The 19,260-nt window shown below is 53.0% G+C and carries 17 protein-coding genes and 2 tRNA genes; 12 read left to right on the top strand and 7 right to left on the bottom strand.

Features of this window, described 5'->3' with window-relative positions; genetic code table 11:
- Positions 1–131 precede the first annotated feature (131 nt).
- On the top strand, positions 132–194 hold the full coding sequence (gene yoeI / locus AM379_RS23630; RefSeq protein ID WP_099458931.1) for a membrane protein YoeI: 63 nt from the start codon (positions 132–134) through the stop codon (positions 192–194).
- On the top strand, positions 184–1,542 hold the full coding sequence (plaP, locus tag AM379_RS23625) for a putrescine/proton symporter PlaP (protein ID WP_014170786.1): 1,359 nt from the start codon (positions 184–186) through the stop codon (positions 1,540–1,542). The genes yoeI and plaP overlap by 11 nt, the downstream gene beginning before the upstream one ends.
- A 59-nt stretch (positions 1,543–1,601) precedes the next feature.
- Here plaP and sbcB read toward each other — a convergent pair whose 3' ends face one another.
- Positions 1,602–3,038, bottom strand: coding sequence for an exodeoxyribonuclease I (sbcB, locus tag AM379_RS23620; RefSeq protein ID WP_425592153.1), 1,437 nt, complete (start codon positions 3,036–3,038; stop codon positions 1,602–1,604).
- Between the two features lie 198 nt (positions 3,039–3,236).
- Between sbcB and dacD the strand changes: the two genes are divergently transcribed.
- From dacD to AM379_RS23600, 4 genes are all read left to right on the top strand, one after another.
- Positions 3,237–4,391: a serine-type D-Ala-D-Ala carboxypeptidase DacD gene (gene dacD, locus AM379_RS23615; protein ID WP_106504320.1), complete on the top strand. Its 1,155-nt coding sequence runs from the start codon at positions 3,237–3,239 to the stop codon at positions 4,389–4,391.
- Between the two features lie 131 nt (positions 4,392–4,522).
- Positions 4,523–4,996: a DNA gyrase inhibitor SbmC gene (gene sbmC, locus AM379_RS23610; RefSeq protein ID WP_059305514.1), complete on the top strand. Its 474-nt coding sequence runs from the start codon at positions 4,523–4,525 to the stop codon at positions 4,994–4,996.
- 92 nt (positions 4,997–5,088) lie between these two features.
- On the top strand, positions 5,089–6,147 hold the full coding sequence (locus AM379_RS23605; RefSeq protein ID WP_020883296.1) for an FUSC family protein: 1,059 nt from the start codon (positions 5,089–5,091) through the stop codon (positions 6,145–6,147).
- Positions 6,148–6,315: 168 nt separating this feature from the next.
- Positions 6,316–6,651: a DUF496 family protein gene (locus tag AM379_RS23600; RefSeq protein ID WP_008499467.1), complete on the top strand. Its 336-nt coding sequence runs from the start codon at positions 6,316–6,318 to the stop codon at positions 6,649–6,651.
- Positions 6,652–6,700: 49 nt separating this feature from the next.
- Here AM379_RS23600 and AM379_RS23595 read toward each other — a convergent pair whose 3' ends face one another.
- Together AM379_RS23595 and AM379_RS23590 are read right to left on the bottom strand one after the other, a co-directional pair.
- Positions 6,701–7,033 (bottom strand): gamma-glutamylcyclotransferase family protein, encoded by a 333-nt coding sequence (locus tag AM379_RS23595; protein WP_063858300.1) that lies wholly within the window; start codon positions 7,031–7,033, stop codon positions 6,701–6,703.
- A 53-nt stretch (positions 7,034–7,086) separates the two neighbouring features.
- A tRNA-Asn gene (locus AM379_RS23590) sits at positions 7,087–7,162 on the bottom strand.
- 190 nt (positions 7,163–7,352) lie between these two features.
- Between AM379_RS23590 and emmdR the strand changes: the two genes are divergently transcribed.
- On the top strand, positions 7,353–8,831 hold the full coding sequence (gene emmdR / locus AM379_RS23585; protein ID WP_425462589.1) for a multidrug efflux MATE transporter EmmdR: 1,479 nt from the start codon (positions 7,353–7,355) through the stop codon (positions 8,829–8,831).
- Between the two features lie 80 nt (positions 8,832–8,911).
- Positions 8,912–8,987 (top strand) — tRNA-Asn (locus AM379_RS23580).
- Between the two features lie 119 nt (positions 8,988–9,106).
- Here the strand turns inward: AM379_RS23580 and AM379_RS23575 are convergent.
- From AM379_RS23575 to shiA, 3 genes are all read right to left on the bottom strand, one after another.
- Entirely contained in the window at positions 9,107–10,879 is a 1,773-nt protein-coding gene (locus AM379_RS23575; RefSeq protein ID WP_106504319.1) for an aminopeptidase P family protein, read from the bottom strand.
- A gap of 18 nt (positions 10,880–10,897) precedes the next feature.
- Positions 10,898–12,352, bottom strand: a complete 1,455-nt coding sequence (locus tag AM379_RS23570; RefSeq protein ID WP_014170778.1) for an AMP nucleosidase — start codon at positions 12,350–12,352, stop codon at positions 10,898–10,900.
- Between the two features lie 73 nt (positions 12,353–12,425).
- Complete coding sequence (gene shiA / locus AM379_RS23565; protein ID WP_032680659.1) at positions 12,426–13,742, bottom strand: shikimate transporter; 1,317 nt, start codon at positions 13,740–13,742, stop codon at positions 12,426–12,428.
- Between the two features lie 190 nt (positions 13,743–13,932).
- Here shiA and ldtA point away from each other — a divergent pair, with 190 nt between their 5' ends.
- Positions 13,933–14,832 (top strand): L,D-transpeptidase, encoded by a 900-nt coding sequence (ldtA, locus tag AM379_RS23560; RefSeq protein ID WP_106504318.1) that lies wholly within the window; start codon positions 13,933–13,935, stop codon positions 14,830–14,832.
- An 8-nt stretch (positions 14,833–14,840) separates the two neighbouring features.
- Here the strand turns inward: ldtA and AM379_RS23555 are convergent, their stop codons facing one another.
- A complete protein-coding gene (locus AM379_RS23555) occupies positions 14,841–15,059 on the bottom strand; it encodes a hypothetical protein (protein WP_106504317.1) in 219 nt (72 codons plus the stop codon).
- A gap of 495 nt (positions 15,060–15,554) precedes the next feature.
- On the opposite strand from AM379_RS23555, the gene AM379_RS23550 reads away from it, so the two are divergent.
- Genes AM379_RS23550 through AM379_RS23540 form a run of 3 tightly spaced genes read left to right on the top strand, consistent with a single transcriptional unit; the run spans position 15,555 to position 19,232 of the window.
- Positions 15,555–16,517 (top strand): patatin-like phospholipase family protein, encoded by a 963-nt coding sequence (locus AM379_RS23550; protein ID WP_001593459.1) that lies wholly within the window; start codon positions 15,555–15,557, stop codon positions 16,515–16,517.
- 15 nt (positions 16,518–16,532) lie between these two features.
- Positions 16,533–17,426, top strand: coding sequence for a nucleotidyltransferase domain-containing protein (locus AM379_RS23545; protein ID WP_106504316.1), 894 nt, complete (start codon positions 16,533–16,535; stop codon positions 17,424–17,426).
- A gap of 60 nt (positions 17,427–17,486) precedes the next feature.
- Positions 17,487–19,232 (top strand): hypothetical protein, encoded by a 1,746-nt coding sequence (locus AM379_RS23540; RefSeq protein ID WP_106504315.1) that lies wholly within the window; start codon positions 17,487–17,489, stop codon positions 19,230–19,232.
- Positions 19,233–19,260: the final 28 nt, after the last annotated feature.

Below are 19,260 nucleotides of genomic sequence, written 5' to 3'. Positions count from 1 at the left end.
TCGACGATATAAAAGGCGTCGGTTATTTTTTTTTGCACGTATGAAACGAAACTAAAAACCAAGAGGCCGGGCTTCGTACCGGATAGATATTTACTAAAATCCGACAGTTGTTGTCGCTGAGGAATACAGAAATGGGGCAATTTTTCGCTTACGTGGCGGTTATCACCGTAAAGGAGAATAACTATGTCGCATAACGCAACTCCAAACACCTCTCGCGTGGAATTACGTAAAACCCTTACGTTAGTTCCGGTTGTTATGATGGGCCTTGCCTATATGCAGCCAATGACGCTGTTCGATACATTCGGTATCGTATCAGGCCTCACAGACGGTCATGTGCCGACGGCTTACGCCTTCGCGCTGATTGCGATCCTCTTTACCGCGCTGAGCTACGGTAAACTGGTCCGTCGCTATCCGTCTGCCGGTTCCGCCTACACCTACGCCCAGAAATCCATCAGCCCGACCGTTGGCTTTATGGTGGGCTGGTCTTCGCTGCTCGACTATCTGTTCGCGCCGATGATCAACATTCTGCTGGCTAAAATTTATTTTGAAGCACTGGTGCCGTCGATCCCTTCGTGGATGTTCGTCGTGGCGCTGGTGGCCTTTATGACGGCGTTCAACCTGCGCAGCATCAAGTCCGTTGCGAACTTTAACTCCGTTATTGTTGTGCTTCAGGTCATCCTGATTGCCGTGATTCTGGGCATGGTTATCTTTGGTGTCTTCCACGGTGAAGGCGCAGGTACCCTGGCGAGCAGCAAGCCGTTCTGGTCTGGTGATGCGCATGTGATCCCGATGATTACCGGGGCAACCATTCTGTGCTTCTCCTTTACCGGTTTTGACGGCATCAGCAACCTGTCTGAAGAGACCAAGGACGCAGAGCGTGTTATCCCGCGTGCTATCTTCCTGACGGCGCTGATTGGTGGTCTGATCTTTATCTTTGCGACCTACTTCCTGCAGCTGTACTTCCCGGATATCTCTCGCTTTAAGGATCCGGATGCCTCTCAGCCAGAAATTATGCTCTACGTGGCGGGTAAAGCGTTCCAGGTTGGCGCGTTGATCTTCTCCACCATCACGGTACTGGCATCCGGCATGGCCGCGCACGCAGGCGTTGCACGTCTGATGTACGTAATGGGTCGTGACGGCGTATTCCCGAAAAGCTTCTTCGGCTACGTTCACCCAACCTGGCGTACGCCGGCGATGAACATCATCCTGGTCGGCGCTATTGCTCTGCTGGCGATTAACTTTGACCTGGTGATGGCAACTGCGCTGATTAACTTCGGTGCGCTGGTGGCGTTCACCTTTGTTAACCTGTCGGTTATTTCTCAGTTCTGGATCCGTGAAAAGCGTAATAAAACGCTGAAAGACCACTTCCAGTATCTGTTCCTGCCGATGTGTGGTGCGCTGACCGTGGGTGCGCTGTGGGTTAACCTGGAAGAGAGTTCCATGGTGCTTGGCCTGATTTGGGCGGGTATCGGCCTGGTTTACCTGGCGTGCGTCACGAAGAGCTTCCGTAACCCGGTTCCTCAGTACGAAGACGTTGCGTAAGAGCTAAGTAAAAAAAAACCGGAGACCATCGCCTCCGGTTTTTTTTCGCCCAAAATCTGTCAGACGATTTCCTGCGCATACTGATACAGCGCTTTTAACAGCGCCTGCTTTTCAGCATTTCCTTCATACTGGCTATACAGCATCTCCAGATCCTGCGCGTAGCTCTGCAGAAACTCCGGTGTAAACACATGACGACGATGCTGAAGCCAGCGCGCCTGTTCGGTTTCATCCAGCGTGCCAGGATAGTTGCGCGCGCGGTAATTAAACATCAGTTTTTCGATACGTGCATCCGCGAAGGTAATATCCAGCGCGGGTAAGTTACGCGGTTCGGTTTGCAGAACAATATTCATTGCCGCACGGTCTGCGTCGCTGAAAAAGCCGTTGTACAGCTGCGCATCGACGTTGTCGGACGGAACAAAGGGTTCGGCTTCGGCAAAGATCGCCACCACTTTCTCACGCACCTGCGGGTTTTCACGCAGCACCTTGAGGTTATCCAGGCAACGCTGACGGTTAATCCCCAGCCTGTCGGCATCCTCCGCGCGCAGCGTATTGGCCTGGGCCAGGACCGGGCATTTATTGATATGGACCAGTTTGACCGGGACCGCGGGCAGATCGCCGAGTTCATCTTTTGGGGTATAGAGCCGTTCGCGCAGCGTATCGCTGTCGAGCTCGAGCAGCGGTGCAATATCACCGGCTAAATCCACCATAATCACGGCATTACGGTTATCCGGATGCCAGGCCAGCGGAGCGACCCAACTGGTATTGCCGCGCCAGGCGCCAAACATACCGGAGATATGTACCAGCGGTTTCATCTGCGGCACATCAATCAGCGTGGTGAGTTTCTGCTTGCTGCGGTGGCTCAGCAGATAGTCAAACAGCCGTGGCTGAGCGGTTTTCACCAGCTTTGCCATAGCAATGGTGGCGTAGACATCGGCCATCGCATCGTGGGCATTGCTGTGCTCAATACCGTTCGCGCGCGTCAGGTGTTCCAGTCTGAAGCTCGGCAGCCCTTCATCATTCTCAGGCCAGTTGATGCCTTCCGGGCGCAGCGCATAGCAGGCACGCATAATGTCGAGCAAATCCCAGCGCGAGTTGCGGTTCTGCCAGCTCCAGGCATAAGGATCGTAGAAGTTGCGGTAGAAGATATTGCGCGTCACTTCGTCATCGAAACGGATGTTGTTGTAACCGACCACACAGGTATTCGGGACGGTGAAGAGGTCGTGAATGCGCCGGGCGAATGCGGCCTCGTTCACGCCTTTGTCCCGGGCTTCCTGTGGGGTGATCCCGGTGACCATTACCGCGCCGGGCTGGGGCAGGTAGTCATCGGCCGGCTTACAGTAAAAGACCTCAGGTTCGCCAATGATGTTGAATTCATCGTCGGTACGGATGGCCGCAAACTGTGCCGGTCTATCCAGCGCCGGGTGGGTGCCAAAGGTTTCGTAGTCGTGGAACAAAAATGTAGGGCGCGCGGCTGAATCAGACACCAGTAATACCATCCTGTTAAAAAATGACGTCTCTATGGTAAACGATCGTGCAGGTCAGTCCGAATAAAAAGCGCCCTCACCGTGCAAATTTGCGAGGCCGCTTCAGCGTAAAATCTGCTTTCTGTCACATTTTTTTGCAATTAAGCCAGGTAACGACAACAGAACTCCCGTAAAAAGGTCATCGATTTTTAATGACCTGAGGATATACCGTTGAAACGCCGTCTGTTTATTGCTGTTTCTTTACTCGCTTCGAGTGTCTCTTCTGCCTTCGCGGCCGATCCGCTGGATTTTTCGCCGCAGCCTCCGGCCATTCAGGCGGGCTCCTGGGTGCTAATGGATTACACGACTGGTCAGATCTTAACGGCGGGCAACGAACATCAACAACGTAATCCGGCGAGCCTTACCAAGCTGATGACGGGCTACGTTGTCGATCGGGCCATCGACAGCCACCGCATTACCCCGGATGACATCGTTACCGTTGGCCGCGACGCGTGGGCAAAAGGGAACCCGGTGTTTGAAGGATCGTCGCTGATGTTCCTGAAAGAGGGCGATCGCGTCTCGGTGCGCGACCTGAGCCGTGGTCTGATTGTGGATTCCGGTAACGACGCCTGCGTGGCGCTGGCGGATCACGTAGCGGGGGGGCAGCCGCAGTTTGTGAAGATGATGAACGACTATGTACAAAAGCTGAATCTGCGCGATACCCACTTTGAAACCGTCCACGGTCTGGACGCGCCGGGCCAGCACAGCTCTGCCTATGACCTGGCCGTGCTCTCCCGGGCTATCATTCACGGCGAGCCAGAGTTTTACCACATGTACAGCGAAAAGAGCCTTACCTGGAACGGGATCACCCAACAAAACCGTAACGGCCTGCTGTGGGATAAAACCATGAACGTTGATGGCCTGAAAACGGGGCACACGTCGGGAGCGGGCTTTAACCTGATTGCGTCAGCGGTTGACGGTCAGCGTCGTTTAATCGCGGTGGTGATGGGCGCTGACAGCCCGAAAGGGCGTGAGGAACAGGCCCGGAAGCTGCTGCACTGGGGGCAGCAGAACTTTGATACGGTGCAGATCCTGCATAACGGCAAAAAAGTGGGAACAGAGCGTATCTGGTACGGCGATAAAGAGCAGGTGGAACTGGGCACCGACCAGGATTTCTGGCTGGCCTTGCCTAAAACAGAAGTTCCTAACATCAAAGCCAAGTACGTGCTGGATAAAAAAGAGCTGGAAGCGCCGATTGCGGCTCATCAGCTCCAGCTTTACGACCGTGACAAAGTCGTGGCGCACTGGCCTCTGGTGACGCTCGAAGCGGTGAATAAAGGCGGCCTCTTCTCCCGTCTGAGCGATTATCTGCATCACACGCTGTAACGGCCTGCGTTAAAGCACATGAGCAGACTGGCGCGGTTGCGAGTCTGCTCACATAATAAACACTCCTCGTTTGCTGAACAGTTAAAACCTGCTTTATAGTGTATAAATATACAGTAATAAAAGGAGGCAGCATGGACTACAGCATCAAGCAGCAACAGAAACGTAAAATCGCCGGCTTTCATCTGGTCGGGCCGTGGGACAAAACGGTAAAACAGGGCTTCGAACAGTTAGTCATGTGGGTGGATGGCCGTCACATTCAGCCGCTGGAGTGGGTTGCGGTTTACTACGATAATCCGGACGAGGTCCCGGCAGAAAAATTGCGCTGTGACACGGCCGTAACGGTCCCGGACGATTTTGTCATTCCTGAAAACAGCGAAGGCGTCATGATGACGGAAATCGCCGCTGGAGAGTATGCGGTGGCGGCGGCGCGCGTTGAAAACCATGACTTCGCGACCCCATGGAACCAGTTCTTTAATTCCCTCTTGCAGGACAACAGCTACCAGATGGCCCCTAAACCCTGTTTCGAGCGCTACCTTAATGATGGTAACGCGGACGGTTACTGGGACATCGAAATGTATATTGGTGTAGAGCACAAAGCGGGTTAAGCCTGGTTATTACAGGGTTTTTCAGCCGGGTGTGATCCGCCCGGCTGAAAACACAGTACAATTGTGATTTGCCGTGTAGCTGGAGAGCGGGTGTGCGTCCCGACAAATCATTAACCCCTTTTGAAATTCGTCTGTACAAACACTACCGCGTGGTACATGGGTGCCGTATCGCGCTGGCCTTTGTGTTGACGTTTGTGCTGGTTCGTTTGCTGGATGTTCCTGAGGGAACATGGCCGCTTATCACGCTGGTGGTCGTGATGGGGCCTATTTCGTTCTGGGGGAACGTTGTTCCACGCGCCTTCGAGCGCATTGGCGGTACCGTTTTAGGCTCTGCCCTGGGGCTTATCGCGCTGAAGCTTGAGCTTATCTCGTTTCCGGTTATGTTGATCTGGTGCGGTGCCGCGATGTTCCTTTGCGGCTGGCTGGCTTTAGGCAAAAGGCCCTATCAGGCGCTGCTGATTGGTATCACGCTGTCGGTGGTGGTCGGTGCACCGGCAGGAGATATGACGACCGCCCTGTGGCGAAGCGGGGACGTGATCCTCGGCTCACTGCTGGCTATGCTTTTTACCGGCATCTGGCCACAGCGTGCTTTTCTGCACTGGCGTATTCAGATGGCTAACTATGTCACCGCGTTCAACCGCGTCTATCAGGCTGGATTTTCCCCTAACCTGGTTGAGCGCCCCCGGCTGGAAAAACATCTGCAAACGATCCTCAACGATGTGGTCAGGATGCGCGGGCTGATTACCCCGGCCAGCAAAGAAACCCATATCCAGAAATCCATTTTTGAAGCCATTCAGACGGTAAGCCGCAATCTGGTATGCATGCTTGAACTGCAAATCAACGCGCACTGGGCTTCTCGTCCCAGCCACCTTTTAATGCTCAACGCCCATACCTTAAAAGAGACGCAGCAGATGACGCAGCAAACGCTGTTGACCATCGCCCACGCGCTTTATGAAGGTAACCCGCAGCCCATCCTGGCGAACAGTGAACGTCTGAATGAGATCGTTGCGGAGCTGAAGCAGTTAATGAATGAGCGTCAGAGCGATAACGTCGCGGAAACGCCTATTCATGGTTATGTCTGGCTGAGTATGGAGCTGGCGCGGCAGCTGGAGCTACTGTCGCATCTCATTTGCCGGGCGCTGCGCAAATAAAGAGCAGCTATCTCCATATGTGACGCCTGCTGCTTCGATTCAGCATCAATTGGGGTTATGATAGCTTTAAACGATATACTCATTGTCATTCGCAGCCGCTGTCAGTAAGGTTATTGTTACAACGGTTGCTTTAACGAATCCGAATCTCACATTATCAGGGGTGTAAAAATGGAAACTACCAAGCCTTCGTTCCAGGATGTTCTGGAATTCGTCCGCCTGTTCCGCCGCAAAAACAAACTGCAGCGTGAAATCCAGGACGTTGAGAAGAAGATCCGTGACAACCAGAAACGTGTCCTGCTGCTCGATAACCTGAGCGACTACATCAAGCCAGGCATGAGCGTTGAGGCTATTCAGGGCATCATCGCCAGCATGAAGAGCGACTACGAAGACCGCGTTGATGACTACATCATCAAAAATGCTGAGCTGTCTAAAGAACGCCGTGATATCTCCAAGAAACTGAAAGTAATGGGCGAAATCAAAAACGGTGAAGCCAAAAGCGAGTAATCGCCGATGAATACAAAAAAGGCTCTCTGGTGACAGAGAGCCTTTTTTATTACGCAGTACGCGGCTGTAGCTGATAAATCCAGGCGTTGACCTGTTTTCCATGCGGCGTGGTCACATTGACCTCAACCCGATCGTAGCCGTCTTCAAATTCGTCCAGCATTGGCCAGTGTGCACTCAGGCTATCAGAGATAAACAGAAAGCCCTCCACGCGTGGGCCGTCCGGATGCAGCACTATCCCCGGAAAATCTGCCGCCGCGCCCCAGCCACGTTCGTAAAACGTCCCGGTGACAAAACCGGCCTGCCATTCGCCACCGATGTTTTCAAGAATATGTGCATTCGCGTGACCCGGGCGTAGCGTGCCGTAGACAAACAGAGCGTTCATTTTCCCTCACCAGCAAAGCAAAAAGCCTGCTATAAAAGCAGGCTTTTTAAATTTGGCTCCTCTGACTGGACTCGAACCAGTGACATACGGATTAACAGTCCGCCGTTCTACCGACTGAACTACAGAGGAATCGTTGTGGAGGCTTATCTTAGCGGCGAAAAAAGTTTTGTCAAACCTGATCTTAGCGATTAGCGATCGATTGATGATTCTGTCGACAGTTTGTTGTAAATCCACACATCTTTTTATGGAAAATACTTTGCAGGTTTAGCATTTCTCCCCCATCATTTGAAATGGAGTTTCAACTTTCTCGTTAAGGTCCATTTTGAACGTCACTGCCCCCCTACGCCAGGCGATTATGCGCACGCCATGGTATGCAAAGCGTAAAAGCTATCGTGTTCTGTTCTGGCGTGAAATCACCCCCCTTGCCGTGCCTATTTTCCTGGAAAACACCTGCGTTCTGTTGATGGGGGTGCTGAGTACCTTCCTGGTCAGCTGGCTGGGTAAAGAGGCGATGGCCGGTGTCGGGCTGGCGGACAGCTTTAACATGGTGGTTATTTCGTTCTTTGCTGCCATTGACCTCGGGACGACGGTTGTCGTCGCCTTTAGCCTCGGCAAGCTCGATCCTAAACGTGCGCGCGAGGCTGCCCGACAGTCGCTGATGATCATGACCATTTTCTCGATCGTGCTGGCGGCGGTGATCCACTATTTCGGCAGGGAAATTATCGATTTTGTCGCCGGTGAGGCCACAAATGAAGTTAAAGACCTGGCGCTGACCTACCTGGAAATGACGGTCCTGAGTTATCCGGCTGCAGCCATCGCGCTGATTGGCAGCGGCGCGCTGCGCGGGGCGGGCAACACCAAAATTCCGTTGCTGATAAACGGCGGGATGAACATCCTGAATATCATTATCAGCAGCGTGCTGATCTACGGCGTCTTCTCCTGGGACGGGCTCGGGTTCGTGGGTGCCGGGCTGGGGTTAACGATTTCACGTTATATCGGCGCGGCCGCCATTCTCGGGGTGCTGATGGCGGGGATCACGCCGTCACTGCGCCTTACGCTGAAGAGCTATTTCCGCCCCTTTAACTTCGCCATTATCTGGGAAGTGATGGGAATTGGTATTCCCGCCAGTATTGAATCCGTGTTGTTTAACGGGGGCAAGCTGTTGACGCAAATGTTTGTCGCCGGGATGGGGACTGACGTTATCGCCGGTAACTTTATTGCCTTCTCCATCGCCTCCCTGATAAACCTGCCGGGCAACGCCCTCGGTTCGGCGTCGACCATCATCACTGGTAAACGGCTGGGAAAAGGGCAGATAGGGCAGGCGGAACGGCAGTTGCGGCACGTCTTCTGGCTGTCAACCATTGGCCTGACGTTGATCGCCTGGGGAAGCGCCCCCTTTGCCGGGCTTATGGCCTCTTTTTATACCCACGAAGATGATGTCAAAGAGGTCGTTAAGATCCTGATCTGGCTGAACGCGGCCTTTATGCCCATCTGGGCGGCTTCATGGGTTCTGCCTGCCGGGCTGAAAGGGGCACGCGATGCACGCTTCGCGATGTGGGTGTCGATGCTCGGCATGTGGGGTTGCCGTGTGGTGGTGGGTTACACGCTCGGGGTCATGCTTGGCATGGGGGTAGTCGGCGTCTGGCTGGGGATGTTCCTTGACTGGGCGGTGCGTGGGGCGTTGTTCTACTGGCGTATGGTCAGTGGGCGCTGGCTCTGGAAATACCCGCGAATAAAACAGGAACCAACGACCACAGAATCAACAGAATGCCTGACAAATGCGCGAAGTGGAGAATAATTCGGCAAACAGTCAGAAATATGCATTCTGCCTTTGACATCATCGGGGAGCATCGATAATATGCGCCCCGTTCACACGATTCCTCTGTAGTTCAGTCGGTAGAACGGCGGACTGTTAATCCGTATGTCACTGGTTCGAGTCCAGTCAGAGGAGCCAAATTTAAAAAGCCTGCTTTTAGAGCAGGCTTTTTGCTTTTCTGCGTTCTGAAAAGGTCTGATGCGACGGGCTTACAGCCGGGTCAGGCGAAACCGCCGCCCGGCATCCACCTGATAGTTCTAGTGGTTAACCCCAACCGGCATCGTCGCCTCAAGCAACCATTGCCGCGCGTCGCTGTCGACCAACGGTAACAGGGCCTCACGCACCTGCTGATGATAATCATCCAGCCACTGTTTTTCCTGTTCGTTCAACAGCTGTAACTCGACCTGGCTCAGGTCGATCGGGATCAGCGTCAGTGAGGAAAACGTGCAGAATCCCGGACGGCTTTCGACAATCTCCACCTGGTTTTCAATGCGGATCCCATGGCTGTCCGCCAGATAATATCCAGGCTCGATAGTCATGATGGTGCCGGCCACCAGGGGCCACGGGTTAACCTTTTTGGCGAGACGATGCGGGTTCTCATGGATAAGCAACTGATGTCCTACGCCATGCCCTGTCCCGTGATCGTAATCCAGCCCCATTTCCCACAACGGGCGACGCGCGAAGGCATCGAGCTGATGGCCCTGGCTGCCGGAGGGGAACTGTAAGGTTATCAACGACAGGAACCCTCTCAGTACGGCGGTGTAGTGCAACTTCTGCTGTGGCGGCACGCTACCCCATGCCAGCGTACGCGTGGCGTCAGTGGTGCCGTTATGGTACTGACCGCCGGAATCATTAAGGTAAAAATGATGATGACCGATGGGCTTATTGCTGGCTTCGCTTGAGTGATAGTGGCACATCGCCGCATTACTGGAGGAGGCGGAGATGGTGGCAAAACTTTGCTCAATAAATCCAGGCTGCTGTTTACGGAACGCAAGCTGCTGCGCCTGCGCTTCCAGCTCCGTCAGCGGTTTTCCCGCCGCCTCACGCAGGGGGACTTCACGGCTTAGCCAGGCCAGGAAATTCACCCAGGCAGCACCGTCCTGGTGATGACACTCGCGATACCCGGTAAGTTCGACCGGGTTTTTAGTGGCTTTCATCAGAGTGATGGGATCGGTTCGCCAGACTATTTCGCCCTCTGGCTCAATGGCAAAGCGCAGGGCGACCGGTGCGGAATCGGCATCAAGCATCACCCGCTTGCCTTGTGACAGGCGCTGGCAGCGTTCGATAAAGGCATCCTGTGGCGCAATCCTGAACGCGTTTCTCACGCTCTCGGGTAGCTCGCTGAGCTTATTGTCGTTAACAAACCACTCCACGCTACCGTCACGATCAAGAAGGGCAAAGGAGAGGGGAACAGGACTGGATGGAATGTCGGCGCCACGCACGTTCAACAGCCAGGCAATGTTATCTGGCAGAGTCACGGCCAGATAATCGGCATCGTGTGCGGCCAGCACGGCGGCAACGCGCTGGCGTTTGGCGAGGCTGCTTTCGCCACTGACCTCCACCGGCATTTCTCGAATACGTCCCGCCGGCGCGGCAGGGCGATCGTGCCATAAGGTATCAAACGGCGACTGACTGAGCGGAACCAGTTCACAGGGTGTTGCAGACAGCTGCCCGAACTCCGTATTGGTCATTAGCAGTGCTTCAAACCCAATACGCATGCCGGCCCCGACGTTGGCTGTGAGCCATTCGGCCAGCGGTTCATTGTGCAAATGGTGGATTTCAATTTCATCCATATTGACCTGAAGGCGAGCCTGAACCTGATAGCGGCCATCGACAAACAGCAAGGCTGTGTTTTTCAGTATCAGCGCCAGACCTGCGGAGCCATCAAAGCCCGTCAGCCAGGCCAGCTTTTCATCGTACGGCGCGCAATACTCACTCTGCCAGGCATCCGCGCGCGGCACGATCATGCCATCAAGATTGTTTTCCTGTAGCCATCGGCGCAGGGCCGATAAGCGTGATGGGGTGTGCATGGTTATTCCTTGTTCTGGTTAGCGGAATGGCGGCTCGTTGAAGGTACGTAATTTACGGGAATGCAGCCTGTCACCTTCCGCACGCAGCAAATCAATGGCGCGAATGCCGATTTGCAGATGTTCGGAGATTGCCCCTTCATAGAAACGGTTGGCCTGACCCGGAAGCTTAATTTCGCCGTGCAGCGGTTTGTCGGAGACGCACAGCAGCGTGCCGTAAGGGACGCGGAAGCGATATCCCTGTGCGGCGATGGTGGCGCTTTCCATATCAATCGCGACGGCACGGCTGAGGTTGAAACGCAGCGCGGAGGCGGAGTAACGCAGTTCCCAGTTGCGGTCATCCGTCGTCACTACCGTACCGGTACGCAGACGCTGTTTAACCTCTTCACCCGGCATACCGCTCACCTCTTTGGTGGCGTCATACAGCGCACGCTGCACTTCGGCGATGCTCGGGATAGGAATATCCGGTGGAAGCACAGCGTCAAGCACATGGTCATCACGCAGATAGGCGTGGGCCAGCACGTAGTCGCCAATCAGCTGGCTTTCACGCAGGCCGCCGCAGTGTCCAATCATCAGCCACACGTCCGGGCGCAATACCGCCAGATGGTCGCAGATGGTTTTGGCATTTGACGGACCAACCCCGATGTTAATTAAGGTGATCCCCTGGCCGTCAGCGGTGATCAGGTGCCAGGCAGGCATCTGGTGTTTTTTCCACGCCAGGTCGGAGATGGCCTGCTCGGGTGCCTCGGTTTCCGCGGTGATCCAGATCCCGCCGGCGCAGGACAGCGCGATGTAAGGGCTATCCGGGTCGAGGATCTGGCTACAGCCCCAACGGACAAACTCGTCGACATAGCGGGTGTAGTTGGTAAACAGTACAAAGGGCTGGAAATGGTCGACGGGCGTCCCGGTGTAGTGACGCAGGCGCGCCAGAGAGAAATCCACGCGGCGGGCATCAAAGTGCGACAGCGGTGAAAATTCTGCCGGGTGGTAGATCCCATCCGCCGTCTCATCGCCAATCTGCGACAGCTCGGTGGTCGGGAAATGGCGCGTCAGCCCCGCGCTCATGGAGCGGTCAAGGGTTAATGCCGAACCGTCAATCACATACGGATACGGGATCTCATGCTGTGAGGGTTCAACGGCAATGTGCGCGCCGTAATCCTGATACAACAGCGTGAGTTGCTCTTCAAGATAAGGGCGGAACAGTGCAGGGCGGGTGACGGTGGTGCTGTAGCAGCCGGAGTGGGTAAAGCGTGCGTAGGCGCGCGTTTTCGGTGTGTTAGTCGCGCTGCCGTCCCAGGTGACGGAAAGCGATGGATAAACAAAAAGGCCCTTACTTCTGGCCTTTTCGTCGGGGAGTTTCCCTGTTTCGATATACTCACTGATGGCGCTGCGCAGCGCGTTGACGGACTGTTCATACAGTGCATCGAGTTTTTCCAGTGCCTGAGCCGGGGTCAGGCTGGAGCCCTTATTATTCATCTCTGTCTCCTTGTTCCACAGGTGTGCGACTCTACCCGATAGTATGTCACACGCCTGTGAAACAAAAGTGAGATCAGGTGTGGCTCGTCTCTTTCATCAATAACGCCGTCGCCGCTGACAGCAGGCAACCGGCCAGCAGATAAAGTGCCACACTGTGCCAGTTGCCCCCGGAGAAGGTCACCAGCGCGGCGGCAATAAATGGCGTAAACCCGCCGCCGACCACGCTTGCCACCTGATAGCCTACGCCCGCGCCGCTGTAGCGATAGCTCGCCCCGAACAGTTCGGTAAACATGGGCTGCTGCACGCAGACCACCATATCGTGGGCGATGTTAGCGAGCATGATGGCAAAGAAGACAATCCAGAAGATCGACTGTGCCTCCAGCGCCATGAAGAACGGCCAGGCGCTGAGGGTGCCAATTAGCGCCCCGGTGATATAGACGCGACGGCGACCAAACCTGTCCGCCAGCCAGGCGAAGCAGGGGATAGTCAGGCAGCTGATCCCGCCGACCAGCAGGCCAATGTTCAGGAACAGCTCGCGGGGCAGACCGAGATTTTGCGTTGAATAATTGAGGGCAAACGCGGTCACGATATACATCGTCAGCAGTTCGCACAGGCGCAGGGCGATAATTTTCAGAAAAGCGCCAGGATGCCGGACAAGCGCCTCCATCACCGGCAGCCGTTTTCTGGCAACGGGCGGTTCTTGCCGCTGTTGTTCGAACTCAGCAGATTCTTCCATGCCGTTGCGGATCCACAGGGCAGCGACAACCAGCACGATGCTGAAGATAAACGGAATGCGCCAGCCCCAGCTCAGGAATTGTTCATCGGTGGTGAAGTGGCTCATCAGCGACACCAGTCCGGTGGAGAGCAGCAGACCTACGCCATAGCCCACCTGCACGCCGCTGCTGTAAAACGCTTTCTTGTTCTTCGGGGCACTCTCAACGGATAACAGCGCCGCGCCACCCCATTCTCCGCCTACCGCGAAGCCCTGAATGGCGCGCAGCGTAACCAGCAGCACCGGCGCCCACCAGCCAATGGTGGAAAATGAAGGGAGAACGCCAATCAGCGCGGTGGCGATGCCCATCATCCAGACGGTGAGCATCAGCATGCGTTTGCGACCGAGACGGTCACCGAAGTGGCCGAAGATCACTCCGCCCAGTGGACGAAACAGGAAGCCGACGCCAAAGGTAGCAAACGCGGCGAGCGTACCCATTGCCGGGCTAATCTGGGGGAAGAATTCGCGGTTAAACACCAGCGCGGCAGTAATGCCGTAAAGCAGAAAATCATACCAGTCGACGACGGCACCCGCGAAGCTGCCGAGGGCTGCGCGGCGGGCACGATTGAGCGAAGGTGTCTCCTCGTTGGGATGTGTGGAGGTGAGAGTGGAGTCCATAGTTGTCCTGTCTGCACGTATTTCTAATTATTGGTATAAAAAAGGTCACTCACATAGCCACCGTCATATAAACGGAACGTATGAGACTACCGCGCCAGGGCGCGTGTGCAAACTGATTTTATTTCCTGATGGGTAATGCAAAGCGGCTACGCTATGCTTAGCAAATCAAGGTGCGACTGAGGAAGGGAATATGTGTCGTATAAATGTGTTGAGTTGTCTTGCTGCATTACTTATCAGCCAGAGCGTTCAGGCGGTAAGTTATCCTTTACCGCCGACAGGCAGTCGGCTGGTGGGCACTTCGCAAACCATTACCGTGCCGGAGCACAATACGCTACCGCTCGAAGCGTTTGCCGCGCAATACGGGCAGGGTCTGAGCAATATGCTGGAAGCGAACCCGGGCGTGGATCCTTTTTTGCCTAAATCCGGTACGCAACTGGTGATACCCCAGCAGCTGATTTTGCCTGACACCGTCCGCGAGGGAATTATCGTTAATGCGGCAGAAATGCGCCTCTACTATTACCCACCGGGAAGCAACACTGTTGAAGTGTTACCCATCGGCATTGGTCAGGCCGGGCGCGAAACCCCGCGAAACTGGGTCACAGCGGTAGAACGTAAGCAGGAAGGCCCCACCTGGTCTCCTACGCCGAATACGCGCCGTGCCTATGCGGCAGAGGGGAAAACGCTGCCTGCATTCGTGCCCGCTGGGCCCGATAACCCAATGGGACTGTATGCGATTTATATTGGCAGGCTGTATGCCATTCACGGGACAAACTCCAATTTTGGCATCGGACTGCGGGTGAGCCAGGGTTGTATTCGTCTGCGCAATAACGACATTAAATATCTTTTCGATAACGTCCCGGTAGGCACCCGTGTACAGCTTATCGATCAGCCCGTTAAAGTGACGACAGAGCCGGACGGCAGCCGCTGGGTAGAGGTGCATGAACCGCTATCACGGAACCGGGCTGAATTTGAATCGACCCGGAAAGTGCCTTTGCCGATATCTGCCTCGCTGCGAACCGAGCTTGTCAACGAGGGGGCGGGCGCGGAACTGGAACGTCGGTCAGGGATGCCGGTTAAGCTCGGCAACTGAGGGCAATTTTACCTGCCCCAGAAAAGCAAAAAGCCTGCTCTAAAAGCAGGCTTTTCAAATTTGGCTACTCTGACTGGGATCGCCTTTGCCAGTAACTGGCTAATATTCAAGCTAAACCTGAATCCACTTTCTGTCAAGACCACCAAAATGACCACCAATAGTAGCGGGTTACGTAAGGCTGGGTTGAGTGAACCTCGGATATGCTGATCGTTACTTTGGTGTTCCATGGATGGGGGGGATATGAAAGTTATCTATTCGCAGAACCGTATGGGTACAGCAATTGACGCACGTAATGCAGTAAATACTGGCCGGACTCTCCGCTTTTGAGTGAAGCCGCAGTTGTGGATTTTATTAAAGTGGCAAATGCGTAAAAATAGATCAATGAATAGTATAGGTTTAGGCCCTATTGTGTAATATGTCCGCAACTCTAGGTGTTTAGGTAAAGTACAGAATGAAGACGCTTAAAGCATCGTTGCTCAATGCTCTGCAACAGATGAGGGAGGCCGTGGTGTGAGTCAAGAGGTATTTTATCTACCTTATTTCGATGGAACGCGACCTTAAAAGTCCTACCTCGAACAAGTTAGCCTACTATGCGATTTGATGGAGATCCATCCGCTCACGCTGTTGGTTTATGCAGGTGTCGGACTACTTGAAGTCTCCAGCTTTTATAAATTGTTCTGTACTAGTTGGATATCCTCGTAGTGAACAAGGAGTGCAAAAGAATGACTTACTCTGTTTCGCCGTCATCACTACTCACCGAGTACGGCAACGACAACATATGCCGTGTTCTCGCACTTGATGGTGGCGGTGCAAAGGGCTTTTATACACTGGGTGTCCTCAAGGAAATTGAGGCTATGCTTGGGTGCCCATTATATAAGAGGTTTGATCTTGTATTTGGTACTAGCACCGGTGCGATTATTGCCGCGCTCATCGCTCTAGGATACGAAGTAGATCAAATACACGCACTGTACACCGAACATGTACCACGAGTTATGTCCAGCCGGTCGGCTGCGGCAAGAACAATGGCGCTCCAGGATTTGGCTAAGGAAGTTTTTCAAGACAAGACATTCGAAGATGTTCTGATGGGTATTGGCATCGTCGCAACTCGATGGATGACCGAAAGACCAATGATCTTCAAAGGTAATGTTGTGCAGGCCCATGGTCGCAAGGGAACCTTCAGTCCAGGATTCGGGGTCAGCATCGCTGATGCAGTGCAAGCGTCTTGCTCGGCTTATCCGTTCTTCGAAAGGAAAGTGATTGTTACCGCAGCAGGAGATAAGGTTGAGTTGATCGATGGAGGTTACTGCGCAAACAACCCCACCTTGTTTGCAATCGCCGACGCCACTGTCGCTCTGAAAAAAGATCACAAGGATATCCGGGTTATAAATGTCGGTGTTGGTATCTATCCAGAACCTAAACCAGGTCTCCTTATGCGGATTGCTAAGAAATGGCTCGCAGTCCAGCTGCTTCAAAAAACTTTAGAGATCAATACACAATCGATGGATCAACTACGCGACATTCTATTCAAAGATATTCCGACGATTCGGATCAGCGACACATTCGAACGGCCTGAGATGGCGACAGATTTACTTGAGTACAATTTAGATAAACTGAATACCCTTCGACAGCGTGGTAGGGAGTCTTTTGGAGCTCGTGAGGCACAATTAAGAGAGTTTCTGATATGAGTGAGGCGAAATAATATGGGAATACCTGAATCACAGCTCGATACATGGTCCCACCAAGGATCTATTGCACAGTCTGCCTCGACTTATAGCATTATAAAGAATGCATTAGAGAGCGCAAACACTAAGTATCATGGAAAGAATTTTAAAGTATTCCTTCAGGGCTCCTATGGAAACGATACTAACATTTATGCTGAAAGTGACGTTGATGTAGTCATATGTCTTGATGATGTCTACTACAGTGACCTCACACAGTTATCACCAGAAGACAAAGAGGCGTATGACCGTGCATTTGTTCCTGCAACCTACTCGTATACTCAATTTAAGCAAGATGTGCTTGAGGCTCTTACAGAGCGCTTCGGGTCTGATGTTAAGGTCGGAGATAAGGCCATAGTTGTAGCGGCAAATGGAAGTAGGCGCAAAGCTGACGTTATCGCATCAATGCAGTTTCGTCGTTATTGGAAATTCAAGGGGCATTACGACTCACAATACGATGAGGGCATCTGTTTCTTTAATGGCGCTGGTGAACGGATTGCCAATTACCCCAAGCAGCATTCAGAAAATCTCACCTTAAAACATCAGGCCAGTAATAAATGGCTAAAGCCCATGGTTCGCGTACTGAAGAACCTTCGAAGTAAACTCATTGCTGACGGAAAATTGAAGCCAGGACTTGCACCTTCCTATTACCTTGAAGGTCTACTCTACAACGTGCCAAATGAAAAGTTTGGCACCAGTTATGCTGATTGTTTTGTCAATGCCATGAATTGGATTCAGACAGAAGCAGATAAAGACAAGCTGCTATGCGCCAATGAACAGTATTACTTGCTTTGGGAGGGGACACATACCTCATGGGAGAAAGCCGATGCGGAAGCGTTTATCGACGCTGCAATAAAAATGTGGAATGAATGGTGAAGTGAGTCGACAAAACTGCTGGTCTTAGGGCACGGCAAACAGCAAGCAGGAGAAATCGAGGTGGCAGGTAGCATCATCAACCTTTTTATGTGGGGATATCAGGACAGCTACAGAATTCACATCCAGATTCTGGCACGTAATGTACTGAAAAAATTGGGTGCACCGGCTGATGCAGAAGTGCTACTTGTTGGTGCTCGCCGCCCTGGCAGTAAAAATGCGAATCCGATATGCGTAGAGCCAGAAGATGGTAAGTGGCATCTATCTTTGTTTGAAGGATTGCTGGATTCAGTTGAATCGATTTACAAGAATCATCGGTTACAGAGTATGATTTTTGGTGATGGGCCAAGCATGCGCGACAAGCCAGAGTGGATACGTCGCGACTCAGTGCGAACATCGGTTAGTAAGGCACTCGAAGCTTTTGATACCGAGCATAACGTAACGTCATTTTGCGGAGAGTCTAGGCGAATAGACGACTATTATGTCACCCCAGTCATACAGATTCCAAACGACACTTTCGAGAAATTCCCTCCTTTGCTCTCCAAGTCTGTTGACGAAAGCCAACAAGGACATGGATTTCGCAGTCTGATACATGCAGCGATGTATGCGGTTCTTCGTGAGGCTACCGAGGAATTGCATAACCCTGATCCAGGACGATTTATCCAAGGCAGTATGAGAGATGCCGAGGAAATAATACGGATTGCTGCAAAGGACTTTCTGCACACCGCAGGCCTCTCGATCGAACGAAGATACATTCATACTGATCTTTTCGATGCTTTGAACCTTGTCTCCTCTCTTATGTACGAGGGGGCGAAAGGCATAGGTCAGCTCATTCTCGTCGATCCAGATAACGAGGCGGTTGAGTTCTTGGCGAAGTTTGTTGAGCCAGTTCCCTTTCGTGAGCCACGATGGGTTCGGAAAGTCTTGCAGATGGCGGCATCAGGTGTCGGCATTATCGCAAATAGTCAGTACATCTATGGACTTGGGAGACTGAAGGAGTCGCACGATCCCAGGGCACAAGATGCGTTCACGGTAGATTTTATAGATCATTATCACTGGCAGTTGTACTGCGGTAACCAAGCACTGCTACTCAGTCAATATGCTGTGCCCAAACTTCCACAGGAGCCTTTTGACAAAGCTGCCTTCCTGGCAAATTACGCGAGACTATTTCCGTTGTCTTCACAAGATAGTGGATTGCACTTGTGGAACCTTCTGATGACCCAAACCAGTCAGGGGCATGGGAGCATGATTGTCGTTGCGGAAGATGCGGCCTGCGAGGCGAATCGACTTTGCAAGCAAGGTACTAGAATCGTGCCAACTAGGCTCACTGAATCACTCCTTCGAAGTGTCAGCGGTATTGATGGCACAATACTGCTTGATCCTGCTGGTCTTTGCCATGCTATCGGGATTATTCTCGACGGTGAAGCGACCGATGAGTGTACGCCATCAAGGGGATCTCGGTATAATTCCGGAGTGCGTTACGTACAAACGAGCGGCACTCGAAGGCTTGCGATCGTCGTGTCGGATGATCGAACAGTCGATATCATTCCTCAAATCAAGCGACTGTGCAGTCGTTCAAAAATAGAACAATGTGTCGTAACACTGGAGGCGGCAACGCTCGACAACTATCATGATTCTCGGAATTGGTTAAACGACCATCGCTTCTATATCAACGCTGAGCAATGCGCTCGAATTAATGCCGTACTCGACAAACTAGATGCCGTTCCAAAAGAAGTAGGTCTTATCTATTTTGAAACTGAGAGATTTGAAGTTGACCCAGAGATGGACGAAAGCTATCTCATAGACTGACCGAATACCGTTGCGTGATGTCAATATT

This window comes from Enterobacter cloacae complex sp. FDA-CDC-AR_0132, assembly GCF_003010695.1.
Classification (GTDB): Bacteria; Pseudomonadota; Gammaproteobacteria; order Enterobacterales; family Enterobacteriaceae; genus Enterobacter; species Enterobacter ludwigii.
The sequence above is the reverse complement of the archived record's forward strand: the minus strand, read 5'-3'. Positions and strand labels throughout refer to the sequence as shown.

Excerpts from the sequence above, each read along its gene's own strand:
- sbmC (WP_059305514.1), top strand. The coding sequence starts at position 4,523 with ATGGACTACAGCATCAAGCAGCAACAGAAACGTAAAATCGCCGGCTTT.
- AM379_RS23595 (WP_063858300.1), bottom strand. The coding sequence starts at position 7,033 with ATGAACGCTCTGTTTGTCTACGGCACGCTACGCCCGGGTCACGCGAAT.
- AM379_RS23550 (WP_001593459.1), top strand. The coding sequence starts at position 15,555 with ATGACTTACTCTGTTTCGCCGTCATCACTACTCACCGAGTACGGCAAC.
- AM379_RS23545 (WP_106504316.1), top strand. The coding sequence starts at position 16,533 with ATGGGAATACCTGAATCACAGCTCGATACATGGTCCCACCAAGGATCT.
- shiA (WP_032680659.1), bottom strand. The coding sequence starts at position 13,742 with ATGGACTCCACTCTCACCTCCACACATCCCAACGAGGAGACACCTTCG.
- plaP (WP_014170786.1), top strand. The coding sequence starts at position 184 with ATGTCGCATAACGCAACTCCAAACACCTCTCGCGTGGAATTACGTAAA.
- AM379_RS23555 (WP_106504317.1), bottom strand. The coding sequence starts at position 15,059 with ATGGAACACCAAAGTAACGATCAGCATATCCGAGGTTCACTCAACCCA.
- sbcB (WP_425592153.1), bottom strand. The coding sequence starts at position 3,038 with ATGGTATTACTGGTGTCTGATTCAGCCGCGCGCCCTACATTTTTGTTC.
- AM379_RS23575 (WP_106504319.1), bottom strand. The coding sequence starts at position 10,879 with ATGCACACCCCATCACGCTTATCGGCCCTGCGCCGATGGCTACAGGAA.
- AM379_RS23570 (WP_014170778.1), bottom strand. The coding sequence starts at position 12,352 with ATGAATAATAAGGGCTCCAGCCTGACCCCGGCTCAGGCACTGGAAAAA.
- AM379_RS23600 (WP_008499467.1), top strand. The coding sequence starts at position 6,316 with ATGGAAACTACCAAGCCTTCGTTCCAGGATGTTCTGGAATTCGTCCGC.
- ldtA (WP_106504318.1), top strand. The coding sequence starts at position 13,933 with ATGTGTCGTATAAATGTGTTGAGTTGTCTTGCTGCATTACTTATCAGC.